Origin of the sequence: Breznakiella homolactica, assembly GCF_016616095.2 — a bacterium.
In the GTDB taxonomy this organism is placed as follows: domain Bacteria; phylum Spirochaetota; class Spirochaetia; order Treponematales; family Breznakiellaceae; genus Breznakiella; species Breznakiella homolactica.
On sequence record NZ_CP067089.2, the window covers coordinates 1962407 to 1988757 of the forward strand.

The window sequence follows — 26351 nt, forward strand, 5'->3', positions numbered from 1 at the left end:
CCGGTTTCCCGTTTCTCTATAACTCCAATTCCATCCATCCCCGGGAGAAACGCATCACCATTTTTCCGTCCCGGAAGAACGCGTCGGTAAGGGGGATCCCGTACCGGGAAAATCCCGCGGCCAAAGACGCGGTAAATTCATCCTGAAAATCAAGGCCCGCCGGATTCCACGGGGTTCCGCTGCCGGAAGTATAGCCGGGGAGCGTTTCATTGACGCCGGCCGTAAGGGCATCCGTAAAGGGCCGCTCCAGAATACGCACGGCGGGGTAAAAAGCTTCGGATTCGGCCAGAACCAGGGCGGCGCCGCCGCTGTTGAAGCTCTGTATGTACAGGCCGGTCACCGCGCCGGAAGCATTACCCAGGGGCATAGGAAAAGGACGCATATCAATATACACCACCGGGCTATCGGGATTCAGCGGCGGCAGATTCCGGTCCATCCCGTTTTTCCAGGCGTCCCTGAAAGCGGCGGCTATGCTTTCATCACCGGAGAATGAGCCCACCAGGGCAGCGGGCTCCAGTCTGAGGGACGGCGGCTCACCGGGGATAAACACCACCGAGCCGTTCTCATCCTCCGTCATAAGCCCCAGATCAAAACACTGGGACCGGCGGTTATCCTGCAGGAACTCACCGGTCCTGGGAGAACCGTAGCCCGCCGCGCCGTTGGCGCCCCCCAGGCCAAGGCTTTTGCCGTAATGGTCAAGGAAATCGTCCCGGACAGTATATACCCTGTTCCGGTCCGACGCCTTGAGCGCGAGGACGAGATCAGGAAGTCCCCAGGAATTTGCCCGGCCCTCCCTGGTCCGCCAGTTCTGAACCCAGGTAACAGGGTTTGGCCGGGGCCACCGGTGAACCTTGTCACCCCCCAGGACTCCCGCCAGGGGTGTCTCCATGTACAGGGCTTCGGTATAGGCCGACTTAAAGAGATCGGAAAGGGCCTTCTTTTCAGCCTCATCACCGGGGGCCTCAGCGGAAAGGAATTCCCCCACCCCCTGGGCGGGACGGATTTCCGGAATGGCTTCCGGCCTGAAACTGAGGGTATCCGGAAGCGGATACGAAGTCCGGGAAGAATCCGCCGGGGATTCTCCGGCGGGAGCCTCCGGGGTTCCGCCGCCCGAAGACTGCTGCCCGGATTCCAGCCCGGCGCAGGCAGCAAACAGCAGGACCGCAGTGCCGGCCAGGAAGAATCTATATATTCCGCGCGTATTTCTTTTATTCATATTCATATTGTACTATAGTTATCGGTAAGAATCTAAAGGACCTACGGGCTCCGGACGGATTTAGGCGCATACTTAAAATATATACAGGAACAAAAAATGAGTGAACTATTTATCGGTTTCACATCCTTTACCTGGCAGGACGCGGTGATGATCCTGATTGGTATCGTACTGATTGTGCTGGCCATCAAAAAGGAATATGAACCCATGCTGCTGCTGCCCATCGGGTTCGGGACAATCCTGGTAAATCTGCCCCTTTCCGCGGTACTCGAATACGACGGGGCGCCGGGGTTCCTGAAGCTCCTCTTCGACGCGGGGATCGCGACGGAGCTGTTTCCGGTGCTTATTTTTATCGCCGTGGGAGCCATGTGCGATTTCGGGCCGATGTTCAAGAATCCGGTGATGATGTTCTTCGGCGCCGCGGCGCAGTTCGGAATTTTTATAACCATCCTGGTGGGTGTTGCCCTGGGGTTCGATCTTAAACTGGCTGCCGCGGTGGGAATAATCGGGGCCGCCGACGGGCCGACATCTATTTTCGTGGCGACCCGGTTCGCGAAGGAGTATCTGGGACCAATATCGGTGGCGGCCTATTCCTATATGGCTCTGGTTCCCCTGATCCAGCCTCCGGTAATCAAGCTGCTGACCACAAAAAAAGAACGGACCATTAAAATGGTAGCCCATGATTCGGATATTCCCAAAAGCCTGCGGATATGTTTTCCCATCGTGGTTACCCTGGTTTCCGGCATGGTGGCGCCCATGAGCGTTCCCCTGATCGGTTCGTTGATGTTCGGCAACCTTATCCGTGAGTGCGGCGTCCTGGACCGGCTTTCCAATGCAGCGCAGAATGAGCTGGCCAATATCGTTACCCTGCTTCTGGGAATAACCATCGGGGCCAGCATGCGGTCGGAGCAGTTCCTGCAGGGAACGACCCTGATGATCCTTGTCATGGGGCTGTGCGCATTCATCTTCGATACCGCCGGGGGAGTCCTGTTCGCTAAACTGCTGAATCTTTTTATGAAGGAAAAGATCAATCCCATGGTGGGCGCCGCGGGCATATCGGCGTTCCCCATGAGCGCCCGGGTTGTCCAGCGCCTGGCCACAAAGGAAGATCCCAATACCTTCATCATAATGCACGCGGTCAGCGCCAATGTTTCGGGCCAGCTCGGCTCGGTAATCGCCGGGGGCATAGTCCTTGCATTGGTCCCGATTCTGCTGGGCGCGTAGGAGGAACGGAATGAATCAGCTGCTGATTGCTATCCAGAACGGATCAAATATACAGAAAAGCCTCTTCCTTATGGTCTGCGGCCTGGTGTTTGTTTTTTCGGTACAGGTTGTCTTCTATCTGATTATCAAACTCTGGCCCAGGAAAAAAGCCTCCGGCCCCGACGGGGCTTAGCGGGATACTATCTGAGTTTTTTCAGTTTGCTCAGGAAAAGAAGGCTGTTGGCTTCGCCGATAGCCTTGAGCCGCTCATAGTCTTCCTTTGTTTCCGTATCCGATCCGGAGATAATAAGGTCATTGCCCCGCCGCAGGAACCAGAGATAGTGTTTTTCCCGGAGCCGCAGGGGGTCTCTGCGGCTGTACCGGATCTCGAGCTGCTGTTCCAGGTAACCCGCCAGGGTGATATGGTTTTCATCCCCGGAAATCCAGAAGGCGGTTCCGTCCCCCAGAAAAAGCACCATCCGTTTAAACCCTTCATTTACCGAAGCGTCGTTCCTGAATCCGTCAAAAATCAGGTTCTGCCGGCCCAGGCTCAGGTCGTATCCCTGGAGCCGGAGGTTTTTCCTGAGGGCGATGATTTCGGTACGGACCTTCTGGGCAACCTCGGGATTTTTAGACGCCCCCTGGAGTTCCGACCGCCATGAACGGAGTTCATCCTCGTAGAACCCGAACTCCGCCGTACGGCTGAGAAAGAATGTGGTTTCCGAAAGGAGTTTCCATACATCGGAAAAGCGGTCCGTCAGCAAGACCGCCAGCTCCGATACGTTCAGCTTTGCCATTCTCCTGTTCCTGCCCTATACTACGATTATAGGATGTAATAACAGTCAAATGCGAGTCCTGGTAGTTTCCGATATCCATGCCAATATTGCCGCCTTTGAGGCGGTGCTGAAACAGGAAAAAAACGGGTACGATGCCGTACTGTGCCTCGGGGATATTGTCGGGTACGGGCCGTACCCCAACGAATGCGTTGAACTGGTATCCGAGGTCTGTACGGTCACCCTGGCGGGGAACCACGACCTGGCGGCATCGGGCGGTATGGATATTTCCGCATTTTCCGCCCGCGCAAAAAAAGCGGTAAAATGGACCCGGTCCCGGCTGTCCGGAAAAAACAGGCTGTTCCTGGAAAGCCTCGTTCCCCTGGGAGAATACCAGGGGGTTCTTCTGTCCCACGGCGGCCCGGAAAATCCCGTATGGAGCTATGTGATTTCGGAGATGGACGCGGCGGTATCATTTGGCATGGTGAATTTTAATGACTGCCTCTTCGGCCATACCCATATTCCCTCCGCCTTCATACAGCCGCCGGAGGACGGAACCGATGGTACCCGCCGGATTGAAGTCCGCTCCGGCGTCCCGGATTCTCCGGTAGAACAGGGTCCCCCCGGAACCCGGCGGCTCCTCAATCCCGGAAGCGTGGGCTTTCCCCGGGACACCGCGGACGCCCATAGGGACTCAAATCTGGACCACGCCGCCGCCCGGTACGGGACCTTCGACACCGGGACCGGCCTATGGATTTTCAGACGGACGGAATACGATATGAACGAAACCGCTATGGCAATGATGAAAGCCGGTCTCTGGTGAGGGCCGCCGCAGTATACCCGAGGGACAGAGCAGCGAAGCATGGAATAGCGGTCCGGGGGTCCTGTTGAGGAAAGGGCGCATGGCTCCTCAGCGGCCTGCGGCCTCGAAAGTCGCTCATGCGCCCTTTCCTCAAGCCACCCCATGTGACCAATATGACACCATGCTTCGCTGCCTTTTCTCACGGAAACTGGGGACTGCGGCGGCCCCTGTCTGGCGGGGGCTCGGTGAGGGTGAATAGTCTGTATAGGGCATAGCACCGATAGCTGGTATCGTTCACCCTCACCCAGACACCGCATAATGGCAGCACTTCCCGCTGTCGGCCTCCACACCATACCAGCAGAGTCCCCCACACCCCAGCCCCCGCAAAAGCAGGACACCTGCATTTATCCAGAACAGCGGCACAGAAGCATGGTGTCAAAATGGCAGCGCCGGGTGTCGGATGAAAGAAATACCGCTCCGCGGATATTTTTTCATCCGACGGGCCCCGCGGACATTGTATTTCCATGCTTCTGTGCCGGTTAATGCGCATAATGCACGTGTCCTGATGCATCCCGCGATTGACCTTTACCGGGATTGCGAATTATAGTTCTATAACATGGGTGTTTTAACGAGCCAGAAACTGGTTGCCTATTATGAACGCTATAAAACCATAGATGTTACCTACACGAAAGAAATTATTCAGGTAACCGGCCTGATAACCCAGCAGGTAGTACTGAAGTGCCTGGGTGATTTCTGGCCCTGCGTAATCTATTCCTCATCGTTCCAGGGCGCGAAAGTTGTAACCAATGTCAATTCGGGACTGCTCCAGAAACTTCAGCAGGCGAACAATCTGGTGAGTCTCCGTTTTTGTTTCAAAAGCGCCGATACCGGATCGCCGGTGGCGTTTTTCGTCTCCGCCAAATCCGTGGGATATATTCCCTACAACAATTCCAAGGATGTTGGAGTTTTCCACCTTCAGTTTATTCAGCGGCCCCCGGACGACCTTATCGAAATCATGGGGAGGCTCCTGGATGCCAATATCAATTCCGCCAAACGGCGGGAGGAACGCATTCTCCTTACCCCGGATATCATCAGGAAAATGAAGCTGTATTCCAAGGACAGCGCGGTTTTTATCCAGGGTGTTCCCCGGCGCTGCATACTCAGGGACATTTCCTTTTCCGGCGCGAAGATCATCATGATGGGGGTCTCGAAATTCCTGGTAAACAAGGATATCGCCCTGCGGGTCGATTTCGACGATCCCCGGGAAAGCTATCTATTGAAGGGGAAATTTATCCGGACCGAGGAAGTTGAGGGACGGAAGGAACTGCTTGCCCTGGCGGTGCTTTTCAACGAAACCCAGATTCCCATGGGCTATAAAATACGGGTCAACGATTTCCTCGGCCAGACACGGGCGGATAGCCGGAATGACCATTCGGTAAGCACCGTCCCGAAGCCGGCGCCGGAACCGCCCGCGGCGGAGCCACCCCGGGAGAACGGGGATGAGGAACCAAGTGAACAGCAGTAAAAACGGGATTGTTTTTTTGTCCGTTCCGGAATCACTCCGGGGCAGGGTCGAAGCCGAGTCAGGCGGTAATTTCAGCATTGATCCGTCCATTCCCATCCCGGTGGAACTTCCCCCGGGAGAAAAAGACCTTGATCTGGAGAACCTTTCCTGGGAAATGATCCTCTCGGGCATGATCCGGGTGGTGTCGGAAAATCCCGGCGGTGAGGACGCCGATTACTACCGCCGTTTTGTCCTGGCGGTCAAACCCGATATTCTGGGGGAATTCTCCGAAGCGGCGATCCTCAAGGCGCGGAACGGTGATTACGATATGGCGCTGGAAATATTCGCCGCCCTCAAAGGACTCTTCCCCGCGTCCCCGGTGGTGCTGCTCAATACAGCCCTGGTCCTGGAGGACCGCGCCGATGCCCTGGAACGGGCCGGACGGGAGGAGGAAGCAGAGGCGGAAAATGAACGGGCCCATGGGGTTTATAAGGAAGTTCTCGCCCTGGATCCGCCCTTTCCCAACGCCCTGTTCAACGGCGCGTTCTTCTTTATGAAACGGAGAAACTTTGACAAAGCCCGGGAGTATTTTTCAAAATATATTCCCCTTTCGGATGACCCCGAAAAAAAGGACCGTGCCCAGAAGATTGTCAGGGAAATCGAAACCCGCAGCCTGGACGATGAGATATTCCGGGAAGCCTATGACTTTATCCGCATGGGCAATGAAACCGAAGGCATCAACAAAGCGAGGAATTTCCTCGAGCGCCATCCTGATGTTTGGAACGGCTGGTTCATCCTCGGCTGGGGGCTGCGCAGGCTGGAACGGTGGGAAGACGCCGCCGCCGCGTTCAGGAAAGCCATAGAACTGGGAGGCGACAACGCCGATACCCGGAACGAGCTGGCCATCTGCCTCATGGAAACCAACGATCTCAAGGGCGCCCGTAAGGAACTGGAGGCCGCCCTCTCGGAGGAGCCGGAAAACGTCAAAATTATATCCAATCTGGGTATCCTGGCCCTCAAAAACGGCGACGACGCGGAAGCGGCGGCGTTTTTCAGGACCGTGCTTGAGCTGGAACCGGAAGATCCCGTGGCGCTGCAATACCTTTCCCGGTTTGACGATTAGGTTTCTCCCAGGGAAAAATCACCGATTATCTTAAACCGTTTTCCGTCCCGGACTACCTCAAGCTTACGGTCGGGGAAGTAATCCGGCAGTTTCTGCTGCAGCAGCTTCGCCGCCTCGGCCATAAAACCTTCAAACTGCTCATAAGGAACTTTGTCCAGGGTCGCCACCCGGAAGGAAACAATATACCCCCGGCCATGTTCCGAACTTAAGCCCGCGGTAAAGTCGGGGGCAATCTCAAAGAGACCATCCATTTCGGGGTTATCGGTGGCGCCCCGTTTGGGGCGGTTGGGATGCAGGGGGAAACAATCACCCCAGTGGTCTTCCAGAATATTGTCAATCTCATGGAACAGGGCATCAAGCTGCTTTTCGAATGCCCGGAGTTTCGGGTGAATATACACGGCGCCCCCATGGATAGCTGCGGAAAATCTGAACCGACTATACCACAGTCCTCCGGCAGGGGAAACGGGTTCCCCGCCGGATAGGCTCCGGATCAGCCCGGTAAGGCCAGGGCGATAACTTCCTCAAACCGTTCCACGGGGTGGAATTCAATTCCTTTTTTAACATAATCGGGAATCTCATCCAGGTCGCGGGTATTCTGCTTCGGGATGATGATATGCTTGGCGTGGTTCCGCCGGGCGGCTATGGTTTTTTCCTTGAGCCCGCCGATGGGCAGCACCTGGCCGGTGAGGCTGAGTTCGCCGGTCATGACCAGCCGGTCGGTTATCTTTTTGTTCCGGATGAGCGAAAGCAGTGCCGTGGCCATGGTTATTCCCGCGGAAGGTCCGTCCTTGGGGGTGGCTCCCTCGGGGATATGGAGATGGATATGGTTTTTCTCAAACCATTCGGTGCTGACCCCGTATTTCTCCGCGGCCAGCTTCCGGGCGTAGGTCATGGCAATGGTGGCGGACTCCTTCATGGTTTCGCCCATCTTTCCGGTAAGGGTAAGCCCTTCCTTGCCGGGCAGGGAAATGGCTTCGATAACCAGGGTATCCCCGCCCAGGCTGGTCCAGGCCAGACCCACGGACATACCCGGGCGGTCGGCTTTCTTGACCTCCCCTTCCGGGAAAATGGGTTTCCCCAGGTATTCTTCAACCTGCGGTTTCTCGATGCTGAATTTTTCAACGGGCTCCGGGACTTTGGATTTCGGCTCCTTCGCTTTTACGTCCTTAGCCTTCGTTTCCTTGGCCTTCCCGTTTTTCGGAACCTCCGGGGCCGGGGCGGTTTCTTCGGTTTCCACAATCCGCTTGGCCAGCTTGCGGTTTATCTTATCGAGGTTTTTCTCGAAGGTACGGACCCCCGCCTCCCGGGCGTAGCCGTTGGCGATATAAAGCAGCGCGTCCTTGCTGTATTTAACCTGGTGTTTCTTAAGCCCGCTTTTCTCGAGGCTTTTGGGAATAAGGTACCGTTTGGCGATTTCCAGTTTTTCCGTGTCAATGTAGCCCGGGAGCTGGATAATTTCCATACGGTCCAGCAGGGGCAGCGGAATCGTATCCAGGGTATTGGCGGTGACGATGAAGAAAATATGGGAAACATCAAAGGGCAGATCCAGGTAGTGGTCCCGGAAGCTGTAGTTCTGCTCGGGATCGAGCACCTCCAGCAGCGCGCTGGAAGGATCCCCCTGGAAACTGGAACCCATCTTGTCGATTTCATCAATCATAAACACCGGGTCTTTGGTTTTGACGATCTTAAGCCCCTGGATGATCTTGCCGGGCATGGCGCCGATATAGGTCCGCCGGTGGCCTTTAATTTCAGCCTCGTCCCGCATGCCCCCCACGGAGAAGCGGAAAAACTCTTTGCCCAGCGCCCGGGCGATGGAGCGGCCCACGGAGGTTTTCCCCACCCCGGGAGGCCCCACGAGACAGACAATGGAACCTTTGGTATCCTTCCGGAGTTTCCGGACCGCCAGGTATTCCACGATACGGCTCTTCACATCCTTGAGCCCGTAGTGGTCCTCTTCGAGGACCGACGTTGCCTTGGCCAGGTCGAAATACTCCGGTTCCGGATCGTTCCAGGGAAGGCTCACAATCGTATCGAGGTAGTTCCGGGTAACGATGAATTCACTGGAATTGGGATCCATAAGCTTGAACTTTTCCAGCTCCTGGTCCACGGTTTCCTTTATCTCGCCTTCGAATTTAAACTCATCCAGCTTTTCCTTGAACCGCTGGTATTCGGAGCTTTTGGCATCCGTGGCAAGACCCAGTTCGTTTTTGATGGCCTTGAGCTCTTCCTTGAGAAAATAATCCCGCTGGGATTTTTCGATCTTTTCGTTGATTTCTTTCTGGATTTTTTTCTGAATCCTGAGAAGTTCCTGTTCCTTCTTGATGAATATGAGGACCTGCTCCATCCGTTTGCGGACGTTGAGGATTTCCAGGATTTTCTGCTGTTCCGTTTTGTCGATGTTGAGGATGCTGGCGATAAAGTCGGCAATTTTACCGGGATGGTCTATGTTGATCATATTGAGGCGCATCTCCTCGGAGAACAGCGGGTTGTTCTCCGATATCTGCTTCATCTCGCTGATCAGGGCCCGGGTAAGGGCCTTAACTTCGCTGGTGTTGTCCCCTTCATCCTCCAGGTATTCCACCGCCGCCACAATCGGATCCGAGGGGTTAAGGGTTTTCTTTATCTTGAACCGCTTCAAGGTTGAAATAAATATATTCACCCCCCCGTCGGGAAGATTGATCTTTTTTACGATCTTCGCCACCGTGCCGACCTTGTACAGATCTTCAATGGTAGGGGTTTCGGTTTCGTTTATGAGCATAACCAGGCCGATGAGCCCGTCCCCGGCGACGGCGTCGTCCACGACTTTAACATCATTGGGGTTGCCGATCATGATCGGTGTAAAAATCCCGGGAAAAATCGGGCGGCCCATGAGGGCTACCAGGGGAAGTTTGTTCGGGAGAATTTGATCAATAGGTACTACACTTTGTTCGGACATACGAACCGTCCTTTGCATTAATTTTGGTTTTTACTGAGAGATACGAAGCCGTAACTCCGGGTTTTGGAATTTTTATATCAATTTTAAATATCGTAAAATTTATATGAAAAGGCAAGAAAAGGGAGACTTCCCGGGTATTCTTCACTGCTGCGATACAGTTAACCGGCGGAACCACACCACCCCGCCACCATTCATCCCTGCACCCAGGAACCAGAAGCGGGGGTAGGACGGGATAGCCGAACCCGTTGGATAATGCAACAGTGCGGGCTCTGTGAGACCGCACATCAGGAACGGCACAGCGGGTGAGGAAGCCCGTCCGCAGGGGGAGCCGCCCGCCTGACCGGGGCAGCACCGAGCCGGTTAAGCCAGAAAGCACCCGGGCCGTACTGGTACCGCCGGGTTTTTCGTATAACACGACTTTGGAGGCCGAAGGCTGCTGAGTCGTGTCCAAAGGACACGCGCCATCACCGTTTCTCTGTGACGGGCCCCGCGGAACTGGTAAAACCCGGGTGCTTTCCGGATTGTCAGTCTCTGTGCTCCCCCTTTCCGCATTGGGGCTTCCCGTATTACAATTACGGTATGAGCCAGTCGATCCGGTCCCAGGTGGACCTCATCAGGGAAGCGTTCCATTATCAGAACCGCTTTGACGGCACCACCATGGTGTTTAAAGTGGATTTTCCCGTTACCGAGGATCCGGGGTTTCCGTATCTGATGAAGGATCTGGCGCTGCTTGCCCGGACCGGTATCCGGGTGGTGATCATTCCCGGTTCAAAGGAATGGATCGATTCGGTACTCCGGGAGTACGGAATTGTTTCCACCTACGCCGGCAGTACCCGGATAACCACGGAAGCGGCTATTCCCTTTGTGAAGATGGCGGCCTTTAACGTAGCCACCCGGTATATGACCGGCCTTTCCGCGGACCGGGCGGACGCGGTGATCGGCAATTTCGTCCGGGCCCGGGGACTTGGGGTGGTGAACGGTACGGATATGGCCCATACCGGCACGGTGGATAAAATCCTCGTCAATCCCCTGCGGCGCATCCTCGACCTGGGGATGATTCCTATTCTGCCCTGCATCGGCTGGAGCGCCACGGGAAAACCCTACAATGTGCCCAGCGACGAAATAGCCCTGGCGGCGTCGGCGGCCCTGGGGGCGGTAAAACTGTTCATCATCTCCGTTGAAAAGGGGCTGCGGCCGGACAGGTACCGCATCCCCGAAAGTATACAGCTCGGTGAAAACGACCGCATCATCCGGCTCACCCCCCAGGAAGCTGAGCAGATCCTGGAACAGAACCGGGAAAACCGGGAAAGCGGCGGCGAGGATAAACCCCTGAATGAGATTGATCTGGCCCTGAGGGCCTCAAAAGCCGGGGTGGAACGGGTCCATCTGGTGGACGGCCGGGAGGAAGGGGCTGTTCTCAGGGAACTCTTCTCAAACCTCGGCGCCGGCACCATGGTCTACGGCGACGAATACGAATCCATACGGCCCTTAAAAACAAAGGATATCGCCGACGTGCTCCGGCTCATGGAACCCCTCATGCAGCAGGGGGTCCTGCTCCGCCGGACCGCCGAAGATGTTCAGGAAAGAAAAGACGATTACGCGGTGTTCGAAATAGACGGTTCGGTGCATGCCTGTGCGGCACTCCATGACTGGGGTGACGCCCAGGGAGAAATCGCGGCCATTGCCACGGACCCGGCCTACGGTCACATGGGTCTCGGCAGGAGGCTCGTCCGGTATCTGGCGGACAGGGCCCAGAAGCAGGGATTCCAGAGGGTCTTTGTACTGACCACCAAGACCCAGGACTGGTTCGAGTTCCTGGGCTTTAAGGAAGTCCCCCTAAGCAGCCTCCCGGAACGGAAACGGGCGTACTACGACAAAGACCGGAAAAGCAAGATCTTCGCCCTGGACATCCAGTAGCCTGCCTTTCCCCGGGCAAATATAGAGCCGGGAAATTCCTATACCTAACGGCAGGTAACACCGAGGATCACATAGAAATGGCGATATGTGCCATATTTTTTAAATTATTTATTGACAATAGAGAATGAAGGATTATTAAATAATGTACATGAGCAGGAAAATAGTATTATTATTAATTTTATTAATACCATTTTTTGCATGTAAAAATAATTTCGAAAGAATTGATTGCAATTTTACTGATGATATTGTTTTATCATTAACTACTGAATATGATAAACTGGAATACCACATATATTTTACTAATTTAGTACAAAAATATAATGATTTTTTTGGTATTGAAGATGATTTTTTTAATTATTTAGTAAGAGTAATTGACATAAATGAAAGTTTGAATGAGGCATTGTTTTTTGATAAATATTATAAATTAATAAATAATATACCAGAAGAGCTTAATATTATATTCAATGAATTTCATTCATTAAATAATATAACATATAAAGATTATACTAATTTTACTGTTATGGTATTTATTCTTTTTATAGAAGAAGCAAATAAAAATGCGGAATATAAAAATAGAGTAAATGAAGTATATGATAATAAAAAAATATTTGAAAATGTTAATTTAAATAATATAAATAGAATAAAGAAACTTTTTTCCAATGATGATATGAAAATTATTGAGAATAATAAAATAAATATTATTGAAAATATTTTTTTTTGAATTGAATATAATGGATATAAATATGAAAAGTGTGGATAAAAATAATGTATAAAACTGAACGACAAAAATACGGTACATAACAAACGCTATACGCCGCGTCGGCCCTTTGGGCCTCCTCGGGTTTCGCTACGGCTAGGTCAGCTGTGCTTCCCACGCCTCCGCTCAACCACATTTGCCTCGCGCCGGTTGCGCTCGGCAAACGTCGTATAGCTGTAACGATAAATGACTCCCGAGGCCGGAGGCCGACACAGCCCCCTCGCTGACCGGACAGCACAGAGTCGGAAAGTGCCCGGCCGTGATGGTAACGCTGGGTGTCACATAGGTAAGGGGATGAGTGGCTTTCGATGCCAAAGGCCGACGAGTGGGGTCCTCCGGCCTCACGCAGCCCTCCTCCACAGGGCAGTACAGAGCCGGTTAAGCCGGAAAGCGCCCGGCCGTGATGGTAACGCCGGGTGTCAGATGAAAAGAAATACCGCTTTGCGGTGTTTTTTTCATCTGACGGGCCCCGCGGTACCGGTACTCCCCGGGCGCTTTCCGGCTTGAAAGACTCCGTATTTTCCGCGTCCATTGCTGTACGTTTTATCCCCGGGGTGTTACCATTAGTATATGTCCCGAAGTGTTACCTATGAAGCCCTGGTCCTGCGGGTACGCCCGTCGGGCGAATCCAACCGGGAAGCCTTTTTCCTCACCCCCGAAGAGGGGATCGTCCGGGCAATTCTGTACGGCGGGCCCAAGAGCAAACTCCGTTCCCATGTGGCGCCTTTCCACCGGGGAACCCTCTGGATTTACCGGGATCCGGCTAAGGACAGCCGCAAGGTAAGCGACTTCGATGTCCGGTCCTGGCGGCCGGGGATCCGGGAACAGTACGAACGGACCATCGCGGCGGGGGCGCTGGCGGAAACAATTCTCGCGGGCCACGGCGGCGGCGGGAATTGGGACGAAGCCCTTACCCTGGCGGACGCGACCCTGGATGCCCTGGACACCGCGGATGAACGGGGAGCGGCGATTCTTCTGGTTCAGTTTCTCTGGAACTGGGCCAATGTACTCGGTGTACAGCCCCATACGGATACCTGCGCATCCTGCGCTTGTGAATGCCCCGCCGATGAGCTATTATGGTACTCAAAACAGGAAGGAGCCTTTGTCTGCCGCCGGTGTACGGACCACATGGATCCGGCAAACAGCGGGGCCTATCTCCCGGTCAATCCCGGGGTCAGGCGGTGGCTCACAGTCGCCGGCAGCATACATCCCGCGGAACTGCATCGGTATACCCTGGATACGGCTTCCGCCGCCCAGGCAAAAACCCTGGTCACGGGAATCCTCACCGGGGCACTGGGCCGGCGGCTCGCTTCCTGGGATGTCCGGTAATTCGAATCTAAAAATGCGGAAGGATAAAACGCCGTCCGCGGTCTGTATTTAATATCCAGGAGGGGAACCATGCGGGCGGTTGATATCATCATGAACAAGCGGTCCGGGAAGGAATTATCCCGGGAGGAAATAGAATTTCTCATTATGGGGTACGTGGAAGGAACTATCCCCGATTACCAGGTCTCGGCCTGGGCAATGGCGGTGTATTTTCAGGGAATGACTCCCCGGGAAACCGCTTACCTCACCGAGGTCATGCTTAAATCCGGGGAAACCATTGACCTATCCGGCCTCCCCGGTCCTTTTGTGGATAAGCATTCCACCGGCGGCGTTGGAGACAAAACCAGCCTCATCCTGGCGCCCCTGGTTGCCGCTCTGGGGATCCGGGACCCCATGATGTCCGGCCGCGCCCTGGGACATACCGGCGGGACCCTGGATAAGCTGGAATCCATCCCCGGCTACCGCACGGACCTGACGGTGGCGCAGTTCAAGGAAATACTCCTCAAGGACGGTTTTGCCATGACCGGTCAGACCAAGGAAATCGTCCCCGCGGACCGTCTGCTCTACGCCCTCAGGGATGTCAGCGGGACCGTGGAGTCGATTCCCCTGATAACCGCCAGTATTCTTTCCAAAAAAGTCGCCGAAGGCGCCGACGCTCTGGTGCTGGATGTAAAATTCGGGTCCGGAGCCTTTATGAAAGACCCGGAAGACGGGGAAAAACTAGCCCGTTCCCTGGTGGATACCGGGGCGGCCATGGGCAAGAAAATCATTGCCCTTCTTACGGATATGAACGAACCCCTGGGAAATATGGTGGGCAATTTCCTGGAGGTTGAGGAAAGCCTGGACTGTCTCGAAGGGAAAGGCCCCGGAGACCTCATGGAAGTAACCCTGGCCCTGGCGGCCCGCATGGCCGTCCTGGGCGGCAAGGCAAAGGACGCCGATCAGGGGAGAAAACTCTGTGAGGAAGCCCTGGCGGAAGGGACGCCCCGGCAGCTCTTCCTGGACAATGTACAAAGCCAGGGCGGGGATATCGGCAAACTCCTGGAGCTGCGGGGTACCTGCCGGTCCTCCTTTGCGGCGGAGATCAAAGCGGAAAAATCCGGCTACATTTCCCGGGTAGACGCCTGGGAAGTCGGCCACGCCGGGGTCCAGCTCGGTGTCGGGCGGAACCGCAAAGAAGACGCCGTGAGCCCCACCGCCGGGGTCCAGTTCCATAAAAAAGGCGGCGATGCCGTCCGGCAGGGCGACACCATCATGACCGTCTGGGGAAAAGACGAAGCCGGCCTGGCCGCGGCGCTCCCGCAGCTGCAGAAAGCCGTCACCTACGGAGACGCCCCGCCACCGAAACGAACGCTAATACTGAAGGAAATCGCATCAGCATGAATTGGGAAAAAAAAGAAGTTCCCGCGGAACTCGTCAAGGATCTGTCCGCCAAGTACGGATGTGATCTTCTGACCGCCTCTATTCTTGCCCGGCGGGGACTTACGGAGGGTGAAACCATCCGGTATTTTCTTGAGGACGATCCCCGGTATCTCAGGAACCCCTTTGAGCTTCCGGGCATGGAGGACGCGGTAGACCGTATCCTGGCCGCCAAGGAAGAGGGTGAAAAAATTCTGGTATTCGGGGACCGGGATGTGGACGGCATAACCAGTACCGCCCTCCTTTCATCCTTCCTCATGGATCTCGGCATGGATGTCCGGTGGCAGGTCCCCATGGGGGATGAATCCTACGGACTTTCGGTTAAGGCTGTAGAGGAATTCGCCGCCGATTACGGGACCTTGATTATTACAGTGGACTGCGGTATTTCCAATATCGCGGAAATTGCCCGGGCGGCGGAACTGGGGGTGGATGTGATTGTTACCGACCACCACAATCCCCAGGATGACCTTCCCCAGGCCCTGACCATCGTAAACCCCAAGCTCAGGGATTCCCCCTACCCCTTCCGGGATCTGGCGGGATGCGGGGTGGCGTACAAGCTCGTTTCGGCTCTGCGCTTCGCCCTGAAAAGTGAACTCTACGGCCAGCCCCTGTGCATTCTCAATACCCGGCCCGCCAACGACGCGTTCATCATCGAAATCGTCAAAATGCGGAACCTCGCCGAGATCGACCGTCTCACGGAAACCGTGGTCCCCGGCATGGTCAGTCTCGGGGAAACCCGGATACCCGGGTTTCTCCAGGGACAGCAGATACTGGCATGGGACGTTCCCCTGCAGAAGAAAACCCTGGCAAAGATATTCGGCAACGGCACGGAATTCTACATCATGGATCTCGCCCCGGAAATAGGCCGGGACATTCCCTCCACCGCCGGCAAGAGCCTGCTGAGGATCAAAGAACTCTCCCGGATTGCCCGGTATTCCGAGAATCCCCTCACCGAACTGGACATACTGATAAACCTGTTCATTACGTTTGTCCAGCGGCGGGAAAATTTCTTCGGCGAAGACGACCCCGAAGATCTGCAGCTCGCGGCCCTGGGGACCCTGGCGGATCTCATGCCCCTCAGGGATGAAAACCGGATCATTGTCCGGGGCGGTATCGCGGCGCTTATGAAAAAAGCGCGGCCCGGCCTTTCCAATCTCCTTTTCAAACTCGGCCTCGCCGGGCGGCACATCGGCACCCAGGAAATCTCCTGGCAGCTCTGCCCCGCAATAAACGCGGCGGGCCGCATGGGCAGCCCCGACAAGGCCGTTGCCCTGCTTCTGGAAAAGGATCCCAAGGAACGGGACCGCCTGGCCGACGAAATCATCACCATGAATGAAAACCGGAAAAAACTCGGGGGCGACGTATGGACCATTGTTGAGCCCCTGGCCGAACAGAGCCTGGAAACCTACGGCAGCAAAATGGTCCTCGCCGCGGGTGAAAATATAATCCGCGGGGTTACGGGAATAATGGCCACCCGCCTGGTAAACCGGTTCAAGGTTCCCGCCATGGTGGTATCCTTCGGTGAGGAAACCGCCACGGGCTCCCTCCGTTCGGTTAAGGGGTACGACCTCCGGGGAATCCTCGAACAGTGCGCCGACCTTTTCATAGACTGGGGCGGCCATGATTACGCGGCGGGCTTCAGCATGTACCGGAACCGCTGGGATGATTTCCAGGAACGGCTCAAGGCGGCGGTGTATACCATAGAGCTCAGGGAAGATACCGATGAAGAAACCATTCTTGTAGACGCGGAGCTGCCCCAGGCCTATCTTACCCCGGATATTTTCAGACTTCTGGACCAGTTCGAGCCGTACGGCGAGGGAAACAGCCCTCTCACATTCATGGCCCGGGGCCTTAAGGTAACGGACCTCAACCTCATGGGAAAGACCGAGGCAAAACACGTAAAACTGACCCTGGACGCGGGCAGGCATAAGTGGCCCGCGGTGTACTGGCAGGCCGCCGAAAAAGTAAAAAAGGATTTCGACCTTGAGGATACGGTGGATCTCGTGTTCAGGCTGTCCCGGAATTGGTTCAACGGAATTGAAACCCCCCAGCTTATTATTACCGATATAAGGCGGCCTTAAGTGACAGCACACCAGCGGAAATATTCATCGTGGAACCGTTTTATCACCCTTCTGGCATTTTTTCTGATTCTGACATCCGTTCCCGGATGCGCCCAGAGCCGGGATCAGAGCCAGGTTCAGGAAACTCCGGCGGCTGAAGCGCCGCACCCCGAAACGCCCCCGGAACCCGCGAAGACAGTTTTCGCGGCGATCCCGGACAGGATCCGCCCCGGGGAGCCCCTGACCGTGGTGGTTTCCCCGGGAAGCGATTTCCCCGATTCGCCGGAACTCAGGGCCGTTTTGATGAACGGTGAAGGGAGCCGCCTTTCCCGGGCTGTTTTCTTCGACTATCCCCTGGACAGCGGCACCGTTAAGGCGGCGCTCCTGACGGTACCCTCCACGGCCCGGTCAGGCCCGGCGCATATCCAGCTTGAGGACAACGACGGATCCCTGGGCATCATTCCCCTGGCCATACTGGAACGGGAATTCGTCCACGAGGAAATTCCCCTGGACCAGCGGAATACCGACATCAGGACGGTTCCTGATCCCCAGAAAACCCGGGAATCGGAAATTCTCTGGTCCATTATCTCCTCCACCGGGACGGACATCCACGCGGAAGGGCTTTTTTCGCCTCCGGTGACTTCAACCCGGAGAACGAGCCATTTCGGGGACCGGCGGGTATACCGGTACACCGACGGTTCAACCGCGACATCGATCCATGCCGGGGTTGACTACGGCATCCCCAGGGGAACCCCGGTACTAGCCTGCGCCCCGGGCAGGGTGGTGCTTTCGGCGTTCCGCATTGTCACCGGTAATTCCGTGATAATCGAACACCTTCCCGGAGTGTATTCCCTGTATTACCATCTCGATAAACTTGGGGTCAATGAAGGCGATTTTGTGGAAACCGGCGTCTTGCTGGGAGAATCCGGATCAACGGGGCTGTCCACCGGACCGCACCTGCACTGGGAAATACGGATTGCCGGGGAGAATACCGATCCCGACGTACTGGTCGGCCGGCCGCTTCTTGACAAAGAAATGGTAATCCGTACAATAGGAAGCTAGAAAAAGCATATCTTTGATATTCTTAATATAAAAGTCCCTTTTGGGGACTTATTTTTACCGCGGCAGGAAGGGAGGTGATTTAGTTGGCGCATATCATCGTAGATGATAATGAGATGCTGGAAAAAGCCATTAAACGTTTCAAGCGCATGGTGGAGAAAGAAGGCATTATCCGGGAATACAAGAAACGGGAATACTACGAAAAACCTTCCACCATCCTCAACCGGAAAAAGAAAGCAATCCAGAGAAAGCTTCTGAAGAAATCCCGGAAGGGCAAGGCGGACTATTAATTATCCCCCTGTCAAGGAGACCGCTCTTTATAGAGCGGTTTTTTTATTAGCAGGTCCGGTTTAACCCGACCATAGATTCGATGCGGCTGAAATCACAAAATACTGTTATATACATAGGTCTTATTGGGTTTGTCCCGCGGAGGCTCATCGTAAAAACAACAAGAAATTTCTATATATTATTTATACTATTTCTAACCGCCGGACTGTTTCTTTCCTGCGGGACAGCCCCGCCGGTGGAAACCGCGGACGGATGGACGGCGCCGGAATTTCCGGTTCCCCATGAACTGAGTCCCCAGTGGCAGTCCTTTTCGCGGGGAGTAGATTATTTTGAAGCATCCATCCGGGATCCCAGACTCAAATTATGGGCGCTCAGAATCGACCTCTCCGACCCGGCTGTCAGTGTCGTCATCAACGATCCCGGGCCGGCGGCTTCCGTGGTGGAGAGTATTAAAACAACTACCTTTGCAGAAACCTACGGATGCGCCGCAGCAATAAACACCAACCCCTTTGACCCTGCGTCCGCAGTTGAGGGTGAAGAACGCCGGGTAGTAGGTCTCGCGGTTTCCCGGGGAAGGGTTATTTCCCCGCCGGATCCGCGGTACGGGGCGCTCGTTTTTTACCGGTCCGGGAAAGCCGCCGCGGTACATCAGGGAGAGATTCAAACCACTGATACCATTGAAAACGCCGCGGGCGGTTTTTTTATGGTACTGGAAAACGGCCGCCTCCCGGAATCGGTACCCGAGCACAGGCAGAACCTGCGGTTTCCCCGGAGCGCCGCGGGGGTATCCCTGGACGGAAGTGTATTCTACCTGCTGGCAATTGACGGGCGGCGTTCTTCCAGCGTCGGGGCCACGGAGGCTGAAACCGGGATAATCCTTAAAGGGCTCGGCGCGTCCAGCGGGCTTATTTTTGACGGCGGCGGATCAACCGCATTGGCGCTCCGTTTTCCCGACGGAAAAATCAGAACGCTAAATACCCCGGTACACGGAGGCATCCCCGGGCGGGAACGGGCGGTGGCGACCTGCCTCGGCATCCGGGTTCTCGAGAATCCCCCGGAGCAGCCGCGGGATAACTAGCGGCCCGCGCGGAAACATGGGTATATTATTCCCGGGGCCCGGCACCGATATATGCATGCTGCGGAGGATCCGGCTGCCGTATCAGGAAAGCTTTTCTTCGATATATTGTTTCAGTATAAGCGCGTGGTTTTGAGTCTCATCCCGGGCGGCATAGAGCAGGGTTACCATGGGTTTCGATTTGATTTTTTCCAGAAAATCACCGAAGTCCGGGGACGAATCCAGTTCCTGCCGATATTTGCCGGTAAACTCCGCCCACCGTTTTTCGGGGTCCCCGTGGACCCATTCCCTCAGCTCCGTGGAAGGGCTGATCTCCTTTGCCCACAGACTAAAACGGAGATTTTCCTTTTTAATCCCCCGCGGCCAGAGGCGGTCCACCAATACCCTGAACCCGTCACTTTCTTCGGCTGTCTCGTACACCCGTTTAACGGCTATTCTCGTCATATCAGCTCCATATTTTAAATAATTAGAAATCTTTGTTAAGGATAGTTCAGTCCTGGTGCGAATACAATACGGAACCGCAGAAGCCGGCAGGGCCCGCAAGAGAAAAATCCGTAATATTGACAAAGGGGAGATTAAAACAGTACACATAACAAAACCTTGACCGTAAAAGTAAAAATGAAAAGGAAGAAGAATCATGAAAAAATGGAAACCCGCAAAAATAGCCGCTCTCTCCGTTCTCGGACTCGTACTGCTGGCAATAACCGCCGCGGGAATTCTGCTGCTGTACCTTTCGGTCAATGAATACAGACCCGGCGCCTTCGAGCCGGTCACGGTCCGGGGGACAGGGGAAAAAAAGCTCCGGGCAGGCGGCAGAGTCAGCATCCTTTCATGGAATATCGGCTACGGCTCCCTGGACAGGAACCAGGATTTTTTTATGGACGGCGGAACCATGGTTCGGCCCGCTGACGGCAGTTTTGTCCGGGAGAATATGGAAGGCATCAGGGAGTTCCTGCGGACTGCTGAGGCGGATGTATATTTCCTCCAGGAAACGGATATACAATCCCGGAGATCGTATTACTTCAACCAAGCCGAATACCTCACGGCGGCATTTCCCGGAAACAGCGCGTTTGCCGTTAACTTCCTGTGCCGGTTTATCCCCTACCCCTTTCCCGAACCCATCGGAAAAGTTGAAAGCGGGCTGCTGACCCTGAACACGTATCCGGTCCGGGCGGCACAGCGGATCGCCCTGCCCTCGCCGTTTGCCTGGCCCATCCGGATTGCCCAGCTTAAACGGTGCCTCCTGGTGGAACGCATTGAACTTGAAGAAGACGGCCGGGAACTGGTATTGGTCAACCTCCATCTGGAGGCGTATGACGGCGGGGAAGGAAAGGCCGCCCAGACAAAAGTGCTTTTGGACTTCCTTGCCGGGGAATATGAAAAGGGAAATTACTGTATCGCCGGGGGCGATTTTAATCAGACCTTTCCCGGGGTCAGCGAAGAACGCTTTCCGGTAATTAACAATGAGTTCTTCATGCCAGGCGCGCTTTCGGCAGCAATACTAGATCCGGGATGGCAGTTCACGGCGGACACGGAAACACCCAGCGCCCGGCTGCTGAATAAACCCTACCCCGAAGACGGAGCCGGAGTCCAGCTGTATGTTATCGACGGATTCATAGTATCTCCAAATGTTGAAATCATTAATGTTAAAACCGAGGATCTGGGTTTTGGTTATTCCGACCATAATCCGGTATTGCTTCGCTGCCTTCTCCGGTGAGACCGGATTAGGGCACGGACCGGCAATACCCGGTTTTTCTTATTCCTTGAAATATTCCCGCACTATCCCTAAACTTTAAAAAAGAAGTTAAAAAAAGAGGTTTATCGATGGATACCCATACTCACCCGAATAACGCCGGCGGGCACAGCCACGGCGGACACGGTTATATGGACATGCAGAGCGGCGGCGGTTCATCCCACAGCGGAATGGACGGCCATAAGAATCACATGGAAAATCTGAAGATAAAATTCCTCGTTTCCCTGATTCTCAGTCTTCCGGTTTTTATTTTTTCACCCATGATGGGAATGGAATTTCCCTGGCAGATCCGGTTTCCGGGTTCCGGCTGGGCCGTTCTTTTTTTCGGAACGGCGCTGTTTTTTTACGGCGGGATGCCCTTCCTTAAAGGTGCTTTGTCGGAAATAAAAAACAAAAGCCCCGCTATGATGACGCTGATATCCCTTGGCATTACCACCGCCTATGTGTACAGCGTCTATGCTTTTCTGTCAAATATATTCAGCCCCGGCGGAATCCACCGGATGGACTTTTTCTGGGAACTGGCAACCCTCATTATCATAATGCTCCTGGGACACTGGATCGAAATGAACGCCGTCGGCCGGGCCGGTAACGCCCTTAAAAAAATGGCCGAACTGCTCCCGGATACGGCGGTGGTGACAGACAGCAGCGGCAAGACACAGAAAGTACTGTTACGTGACCTTGCCATAGGAAACATGGTTCTGGTAAAAACGGGAGAACGGATTCCCGCGGACGGAACGGTTGTACAGGGACAGACCACGGTAAACGAGTCCATGGTTACCGGAGAATCGGGGGAAGTTAAAAAAGAAACCGGTGACACCGTAATCGGCGGAAGTATCAATGGATCGGGAACAATAACGATTACCGTAACCGGTACCGGCGATTCGGGTTACCTCTCGAAGGTTATGGATCTGGTAAAAAACGCCCAGCAGGAAAAATCGCGGTCCGAAACCCTGGCGGATAAAGTCGCGAAATGGCTTTTTTACGCTGCCCTGGCGGCGGGTATCCTGTCACTGATCATCTGGTTTATCGTAACAGGGGATTTTTCAATTGCCCTGGAGAGAATGGTAACGGTACTCATCATAGCCTGTCCCCACGCCCTCGGTCTGGCGATTCCCCTGGTCATTGCCCGGTGTGTTTCCCTGGGCGCGAAACACGGCCTCCTGGTCCGCAGCAGAAAAGCGCTGGAGCTGGCGGTTAAAACCGATACTATTATGCTCGATAAAACAGGAACCCTGACGGAAGGAAAATTCAGTATTTCCCGCATAGTTCCTTTCAGCGGCGCCTATGACGAAAATACAATTCTTTCTCTGGCCGCCGCGGTGGAAGCGAAATCGAACCATCCCCTTTCGGCGGGCATTGTCCGGGAGGCAGAAGCCCGGGGGATCACCATAGAGGACGCGAAGGACAGCGTCAGCATGGCGGGAATCGGAATTCAGGGCACCGTAAACGGGAGGAATATTAAAATTGTCAGCCCGGCCTATATGGACAAAGAGGCAATACCGTACCCGGCGGAGAAAGCCGAAGAACTGGCGAAAGAGGGGAACTCCATCAGTATAATCCTTGAAGACGGCAAAGCCCTGGGGCTGATTGCCCAGGGAGACCGTATCAAAGAGGATGCGAAGGATTTTATAGAAGAACTGAAGCGAAGAAAAATCAATCCGGTTATGCTGAGCGGCGACAACCGGAACGCTGCGGAACGGGTTGCTTCGGCCCTGGGGATTGCCGACGTCCGCGCGGGGCTGCTTCCGGAAGACAAGGAACGGGAAGTAACGGCCTACCGGGAAAAAGGGAACGTTGTTATGATGGTGGGAGACGGTGTCAATGACGCCCCGGCTCTGGCCAGGGCCGATGTCGGCGTTGCCATCGGCGCGGGTACGGATATCGCGGTTGATACGGCGGACATTATTCTGGTAAAAAACAACCCGGCGGACATCCTTCATTTTCTGTCGCTTTCAAAAAACACTTCCAGGAAAATGAAACAGAATCTCTGGTGGGGCGCTGGGTACAATATCGTCGCGATCCCGCTGGCCGCGGGGATTCTTGCCCCCATCGGGATCGTGCTTAGTCCCGCCGTGGGGGCCATTCTCATGTCCCTCAGCACCGTGATCGTCGCGGGTAATGCATTTTTACTGAAACTGTAATCCGGCGTCCGTCACAGGTGCAGGCGCCGCTGCAGTTCCTTCCAAAGCGCTTTTCCCTCAAAGAGCAGAATAGATCCAATGGAAATAACTGACAGGGCAAAACATACCGCCGCCGGATATACAATGGTAACGACATCAAACAGAATAAGGAGCAGGGAAAAAACACCCATTACGCTGATTATCAGCAGGTACAGGGTGTAATCCTCAACGCCGAGCTTCATTATTTTTGCGTATACCGCCAGCGCCACCATCGCGAAACTGAATAAAATAGGAAGCACAAAATTGAGGGACCACCCGTTGAATCCGGTAAAAAAATCCCATGCCAGGGCGAGAACAGAAATAAAAATAACCTGTTTAAAAATATTCTTTGGTATATTCTTCCATTTATTTATCAATAAGAATGAAAGCCAGAGACTTCCAAGCCCCGCGACAACAAACAGGGACCACCACCCGCCGAAGGGAACGCTTATGTTAACGGCAATACTTGCCGCCGCGGCAATGACAGTACCAAAGGCAATCAGATTTATCAGTGTTCTGTACGGGGAAACCACCGGCGGGATTACCGGGAAAACATTCCCTGATTCATCGGGGGTTCCCGCCAAATCCCCCTGGCAGAGAGGACAGTTTTTCGGGGTGCCGGCGGCCCGGATATTGCATTTTTTGCAGTACAGCATATTACGCACCTTCCCCGCGGAGTTCCGTGGTATTGGAAACGATCTCCACCTCGAGGCCCAGCCCGGTGAGGGTGCGGAAGAAACACCGCTGAATATCGCTGCTGATAAAGGGAGAAGAAAAACTGATAACCAGATTATCCTCAAAGGAACAGACACATAAATGGGGCCGTTTGCTGCTGTTGAATAAATCAAACAAACGGATATAGGGGCTAAGCTCCGGCGGCATGGTTATCTTTCCGATATTGGAAAATACCGCGGTATCCTCTTTTTCCACTTTCCATGCCGAAAACTTGAGTACCGGAGCCTTTATGAAAAGCGGAACCACTTTGATAAACATCCGGTGCTCCAATGCGGAGAACTGATTGAGCCGCCGGGATATTTTTTCAGGAGCTAGCTGCTCCTTGAAGGAACGCTTTACCTGGGCAAGAACATTCTCAAACCCGGCGCCGTCTTCCTGGAAATTATGGCTTACATTGAAGGTACCGAAAAAGTTTCTCGCTGAAAGGCTGGAAAAAAAACGCCTGAGATCAACCGGGATGATAACCGAGACCGGTTTCTCTTCGTCACGGAAGGTCATTCCTTCGTGGATGGAAAGAATAAGCACCGAGGTCAGATACTCACTCACGGTGGCGCCCATTTCACGTACTTTTTCTATCAGAGCCTTTGCGGAAAGACAGCCTTCGATGACACCCAGCCGGTATTCGGGGAAACGTTCCCCGCGGACATAGTACGCCCTGGGACGCTTCTGAATCTGACCGAGCTTCTGCGCTGAGTAGTACTTGTCAAAGGCATCTCTCCGTTTCTGCTCATCAGACGCATCGTAATCGTGCATTACCACATCGCTGTCAATGGTGTCCTTGTGTTTTTCCAGCAGGTAATAATAAACAAGCGTTTTAAGAAACTGGAGCGCCCCGGTTCCGTCCGCCAGCGCGTGGTATATTTCCAGGTTTATTCTTTTCCGGTAATAGGTTACTTCGAACAAAAGGCTCTTATGGTCCGCATCGTACAGCGGCGCGCAGGGAGGTTTGTTTTCTTCCCTGACTATAGGTATAAACTTGCTGTCTTCAAAATAATACCAGAAGACCCCCCGCCGGAGGATTGACCGGTAAAATGGAAACTTCTCCATTGTGTGGTCAAGGGCATTCTGCAGCACCGCGGGATCAACGGTTTCGTACAGCTCACAGGCGAAACGGAAAACCTTGGTATCCCCTCTCGTTGTGGTAGGCGGGAATATTTTCGCGGCATTATCAAGTCGGCTCCATTCTCGGTTATATTCCATACACCAGTACCTTTATATTACAATATACTGTATAACACCGCAAATTTGATTATTTATTCTTTATAAATTCGGATATAAAAGCAGTGTGAAGTAAAATAACAACAACAAACGTTAAGCTCCGCAGTCCCCTAAAAATTTGTTTATTAACTGATAGGTTCTTTTTACGTGCACAAACCGCGGGGGCAGCATCATGTACGCATGGAAGGCGTCTTTCATCCGGTAGATGGTTACTTTGTTTCCGGCTTCTTCGAGTTTTTTGCCGTAATATTCACCTTCATCCCTGAGGGGACAGTACTCGGCGGTAATAATCAGCGTATCCGGCTGACGGGTGAGGTCATCCGCTTCCAGAGGGGCAAAATACGGATTGGTAAGATCCTCCTCCGAGGAACGGTACAGCTCAATAACATCCTGGACCCGTTTGGAAGTTAAGAGGTAGTCATAGCCGTTTTCCCGTATCGAAGGGAACGGCGAATTTTCACTGTGGTCGTTTCCTGTGGCGGGGTATAACAGAATCTGCCTCCTGGGCATGAATTCTCCCCTGTCCCGGGCCATGAGGGATACGGCGGCGGCAAGATTTCCGCCGGCACTGTCCCCGATAAGGACAATATCCTCGGGCCGTATATTGAAAAAACCTTTACCGAGAAAAAGTTCCCGGGCAACGGCGTAGCAGTCATCGGGACCGGCGGGAAATTTATGTTCCGGCGCCAGGCGGTAATCAACGGATGCGACGATGCTGCAGGTTGCCCCGGCCAGATTTGCGCACATGCTGGTGTAGCTTTCGATACTTCCGGTCACCCATCCTCCGCCGTGGAAGAAAAGCAGCAGGGCCCGGGGATTGCCTTTCTGGGGAAGGAAAAGCCGAACCTGGACCTGATGGTCACCGACGGTGACGCACTGGTCCCAGATAGCGTATTCCGGAGGAACCCCTTTCAGTTTGGCGGACAGGTTTTCAAACTGCCGTTCAACCTTATAGGTTTTCTTTACGTCCACGTCGAGAAAAGCGATTGCCTTAAGGGCCGCCCGCATTGCAGAATTTATAGCCATAGGGTT

The 26351-nt window shown here is 54.2% G+C and carries 23 protein-coding genes; 15 read left to right on the forward strand and 8 right to left on the reverse strand.

Translation table 11 applies throughout. The features are described from left to right. Window positions 1-16 precede the first annotated feature (16 nt). The gene (locus JFL75_RS08985; RefSeq protein ID WP_215626347.1) at window positions 17-1216 is read right to left on the reverse strand and encodes a hypothetical protein; all 1200 of its coding nucleotides are present in this window, start codon (window positions 1214-1216) and stop codon (window positions 17-19) included. 96 nt (window positions 1217-1312) lie between these two features. On the opposite strand from JFL75_RS08985, the gene JFL75_RS08990 reads away from it, so the two are divergent. Together JFL75_RS08990 and JFL75_RS08995 are read left to right on the forward strand one after the other, a co-directional pair. Then, the gene (locus JFL75_RS08990) at window positions 1313-2437 is read left to right on the forward strand and encodes a sodium ion-translocating decarboxylase subunit beta (protein ID WP_215626348.1); all 1125 of its coding nucleotides are present in this window, start codon (window positions 1313-1315) and stop codon (window positions 2435-2437) included. Between the two features lie 10 nt (window positions 2438-2447). Continuing rightward, complete coding sequence (locus JFL75_RS08995; RefSeq protein WP_215626349.1) at window positions 2448-2609, forward strand: hypothetical protein; 162 nt, start codon at window positions 2448-2450, stop codon at window positions 2607-2609. Between the two features lie 7 nt (window positions 2610-2616). On the opposite strand, the gene JFL75_RS09000 is transcribed toward JFL75_RS08995, so the two are convergent. Continuing rightward, on the reverse strand, window positions 2617-3213 hold the full coding sequence (locus tag JFL75_RS09000) for a hypothetical protein (RefSeq protein WP_215626350.1): 597 nt from the start codon (window positions 3211-3213) through the stop codon (window positions 2617-2619). A gap of 49 nt (window positions 3214-3262) precedes the next feature. On the opposite strand from JFL75_RS09000, the gene JFL75_RS09005 reads away from it, so the two are divergent. From JFL75_RS09005 to JFL75_RS09015, 3 genes are all read left to right on the forward strand, one after another. Then, complete coding sequence (locus JFL75_RS09005; protein WP_215626351.1) at window positions 3263-4012, forward strand: metallophosphoesterase family protein; 750 nt, start codon at window positions 3263-3265, stop codon at window positions 4010-4012. 595 nt (window positions 4013-4607) lie between these two features. Next, window positions 4608-5516, forward strand: a complete 909-nt coding sequence (locus JFL75_RS09010) for a PilZ domain-containing protein (RefSeq protein WP_223292807.1) — start codon at window positions 4608-4610, stop codon at window positions 5514-5516. Next, entirely contained in the window at window positions 5503-6618 is a 1116-nt protein-coding gene (locus tag JFL75_RS09015) for a tetratricopeptide repeat protein (RefSeq protein WP_223292808.1), read from the forward strand. The genes JFL75_RS09010 and JFL75_RS09015 overlap by 14 nt, the downstream gene beginning before the upstream one ends. Here the strand turns inward: JFL75_RS09015 and JFL75_RS09020 are convergent. Further along, window positions 6615-7016, reverse strand: coding sequence for a hypothetical protein (locus tag JFL75_RS09020; RefSeq protein WP_215626353.1), 402 nt, complete (start codon window positions 7014-7016; stop codon window positions 6615-6617). The two genes, JFL75_RS09015 and JFL75_RS09020, sit on opposite strands and share 4 nt — an antisense overlap. Window positions 7017-7108: 92 nt before the next feature. After that, window positions 7109-9553: an endopeptidase La gene (gene lon, locus JFL75_RS09025; RefSeq protein ID WP_215626354.1), complete on the reverse strand. Its 2445-nt coding sequence runs from the start codon at window positions 9551-9553 to the stop codon at window positions 7109-7111. A 579-nt stretch (window positions 9554-10132) separates the two neighbouring features. On the opposite strand from lon, the gene argA reads away from it, so the two are divergent. The 8 genes from argA (at window position 10133) to JFL75_RS09065 (ending at window position 19457) form a co-directional block, all read left to right on the forward strand. Further along, window positions 10133-11470: an amino-acid N-acetyltransferase gene (gene argA / locus JFL75_RS09030; protein WP_215626355.1), complete on the forward strand. Its 1338-nt coding sequence runs from the start codon at window positions 10133-10135 to the stop codon at window positions 11468-11470. A 148-nt stretch (window positions 11471-11618) separates the two neighbouring features. Beyond that, window positions 11619-12191, forward strand: coding sequence for a hypothetical protein (locus tag JFL75_RS09035; protein WP_215626356.1), 573 nt, complete (start codon window positions 11619-11621; stop codon window positions 12189-12191). Between the two features lie 606 nt (window positions 12192-12797). Beyond that, window positions 12798-13556, forward strand: coding sequence for a DNA repair protein RecO (gene recO, locus JFL75_RS09040; RefSeq protein ID WP_215626357.1), 759 nt, complete (start codon window positions 12798-12800; stop codon window positions 13554-13556). A 69-nt stretch (window positions 13557-13625) separates the two neighbouring features. After that, complete coding sequence (locus JFL75_RS09045; protein ID WP_215626358.1) at window positions 13626-14936, forward strand: thymidine phosphorylase; 1311 nt, start codon at window positions 13626-13628, stop codon at window positions 14934-14936. Next, entirely contained in the window at window positions 14933-17053 is a 2121-nt protein-coding gene (gene recJ / locus JFL75_RS09050) for a single-stranded-DNA-specific exonuclease RecJ (protein ID WP_215626359.1), read from the forward strand. The genes JFL75_RS09045 and recJ overlap by 4 nt, the downstream gene beginning before the upstream one ends. After that, entirely contained in the window at window positions 17054-18094 is a 1041-nt protein-coding gene (locus tag JFL75_RS09055; protein WP_215626360.1) for a M23 family metallopeptidase, read from the forward strand. A gap of 83 nt (window positions 18095-18177) precedes the next feature. Then, window positions 18178-18381, forward strand: coding sequence for a 30S ribosomal protein S21 (rpsU, locus tag JFL75_RS09060; protein WP_215626361.1), 204 nt, complete (start codon window positions 18178-18180; stop codon window positions 18379-18381). A gap of 233 nt (window positions 18382-18614) precedes the next feature. Continuing rightward, entirely contained in the window at window positions 18615-19457 is an 843-nt protein-coding gene (locus tag JFL75_RS09065) for a phosphodiester glycosidase family protein (RefSeq protein WP_215626362.1), read from the forward strand. 81 nt (window positions 19458-19538) lie between these two features. Here JFL75_RS09065 and JFL75_RS09070 read toward each other — a convergent pair whose 3' ends face one another. Then, complete coding sequence (locus tag JFL75_RS09070; RefSeq protein ID WP_215626363.1) at window positions 19539-19898, reverse strand: DUF488 domain-containing protein; 360 nt, start codon at window positions 19896-19898, stop codon at window positions 19539-19541. Window positions 19899-20091: 193 nt separating this feature from the next. Between JFL75_RS09070 and JFL75_RS09075 the strand changes: the two genes are divergently transcribed. Next, on the forward strand, window positions 20092-21171 hold the full coding sequence (locus tag JFL75_RS09075) for an endonuclease/exonuclease/phosphatase family protein (protein ID WP_215626364.1): 1080 nt from the start codon (window positions 20092-20094) through the stop codon (window positions 21169-21171). Between the two features lie 107 nt (window positions 21172-21278). Then, window positions 21279-23348, forward strand: coding sequence for a copper-translocating P-type ATPase (locus tag JFL75_RS09080; RefSeq protein ID WP_215626365.1), 2070 nt, complete (start codon window positions 21279-21281; stop codon window positions 23346-23348). Window positions 23349-23359: 11 nt separating this feature from the next. Here JFL75_RS09080 and JFL75_RS09085 read toward each other — a convergent pair whose 3' ends face one another. The 3 genes from JFL75_RS09085 to JFL75_RS09095 all read right to left on the reverse strand — a co-directional run bounded on the left by JFL75_RS09085 (window position 23360) and on the right by JFL75_RS09095 (window position 26345). Beyond that, the gene (locus JFL75_RS09085) at window positions 23360-24022 is read right to left on the reverse strand and encodes a DUF6320 domain-containing protein (RefSeq protein ID WP_215626366.1); all 663 of its coding nucleotides are present in this window, start codon (window positions 24020-24022) and stop codon (window positions 23360-23362) included. 1 nt (window position 24023) lies between these two features. Then, the gene (locus JFL75_RS09090; RefSeq protein ID WP_215626367.1) at window positions 24024-25301 is read right to left on the reverse strand and encodes a condensation domain-containing protein; all 1278 of its coding nucleotides are present in this window, start codon (window positions 25299-25301) and stop codon (window positions 24024-24026) included. 111 nt (window positions 25302-25412) lie between these two features. After that, the gene (locus tag JFL75_RS09095) at window positions 25413-26345 is read right to left on the reverse strand and encodes an alpha/beta hydrolase (RefSeq protein WP_215626368.1); all 933 of its coding nucleotides are present in this window, start codon (window positions 26343-26345) and stop codon (window positions 25413-25415) included. Between the last annotated feature and the right edge of the window lie 6 nt (window positions 26346-26351).

What these genes read in the sequence shown, in the direction of transcription:
- recO (WP_215626357.1), top strand. Translation starts at nt 12,798, where the DNA reads ATGTCCCGAAGTGTTACCTATGAAGCCCTGGTCCTGCGGGTACGCCCG.
- JFL75_RS09000 (WP_215626350.1), bottom strand. Translation starts at nt 3,213, where the DNA reads ATGGCAAAGCTGAACGTATCGGAGCTGGCGGTCTTGCTGACGGACCGC.
- JFL75_RS09010 (WP_223292807.1), top strand. Translation starts at nt 4,608, where the DNA reads ATGGGTGTTTTAACGAGCCAGAAACTGGTTGCCTATTATGAACGCTAT.
- JFL75_RS09070 (WP_215626363.1), bottom strand. Translation starts at nt 19,898, where the DNA reads ATGACGAGAATAGCCGTTAAACGGGTGTACGAGACAGCCGAAGAAAGT.
- JFL75_RS09085 (WP_215626366.1), bottom strand. Translation starts at nt 24,022, where the DNA reads ATGCTGTACTGCAAAAAATGCAATATCCGGGCCGCCGGCACCCCGAAA.
- JFL75_RS09090 (WP_215626367.1), bottom strand. Translation starts at nt 25,301, where the DNA reads ATGGAATATAACCGAGAATGGAGCCGACTTGATAATGCCGCGAAAATA.
- JFL75_RS08985 (WP_215626347.1), bottom strand. Translation starts at nt 1,216, where the DNA reads ATGAATAAAAGAAATACGCGCGGAATATATAGATTCTTCCTGGCCGGC.
- JFL75_RS09045 (WP_215626358.1), top strand. Translation starts at nt 13,626, where the DNA reads ATGCGGGCGGTTGATATCATCATGAACAAGCGGTCCGGGAAGGAATTA.
- JFL75_RS09095 (WP_215626368.1), bottom strand. Translation starts at nt 26,345, where the DNA reads ATGGCTATAAATTCTGCAATGCGGGCGGCCCTTAAGGCAATCGCTTTT.
- JFL75_RS09075 (WP_215626364.1), top strand. Translation starts at nt 20,092, where the DNA reads ATGAAAAAATGGAAACCCGCAAAAATAGCCGCTCTCTCCGTTCTCGGA.
- JFL75_RS08995 (WP_215626349.1), top strand. Translation starts at nt 2,448, where the DNA reads ATGAATCAGCTGCTGATTGCTATCCAGAACGGATCAAATATACAGAAA.
- JFL75_RS08990 (WP_215626348.1), top strand. Translation starts at nt 1,313, where the DNA reads ATGAGTGAACTATTTATCGGTTTCACATCCTTTACCTGGCAGGACGCG.
- lon (WP_215626354.1), bottom strand. Translation starts at nt 9,553, where the DNA reads ATGTCCGAACAAAGTGTAGTACCTATTGATCAAATTCTCCCGAACAAA.
- recJ (WP_215626359.1), top strand. Translation starts at nt 14,933, where the DNA reads ATGAATTGGGAAAAAAAAGAAGTTCCCGCGGAACTCGTCAAGGATCTG.
- JFL75_RS09005 (WP_215626351.1), top strand. Translation starts at nt 3,263, where the DNA reads ATGCGAGTCCTGGTAGTTTCCGATATCCATGCCAATATTGCCGCCTTT.
- JFL75_RS09080 (WP_215626365.1), top strand. Translation starts at nt 21,279, where the DNA reads ATGGATACCCATACTCACCCGAATAACGCCGGCGGGCACAGCCACGGC.
- JFL75_RS09035 (WP_215626356.1), top strand. Translation starts at nt 11,619, where the DNA reads ATGAGCAGGAAAATAGTATTATTATTAATTTTATTAATACCATTTTTT.
- argA (WP_215626355.1), top strand. Translation starts at nt 10,133, where the DNA reads ATGAGCCAGTCGATCCGGTCCCAGGTGGACCTCATCAGGGAAGCGTTC.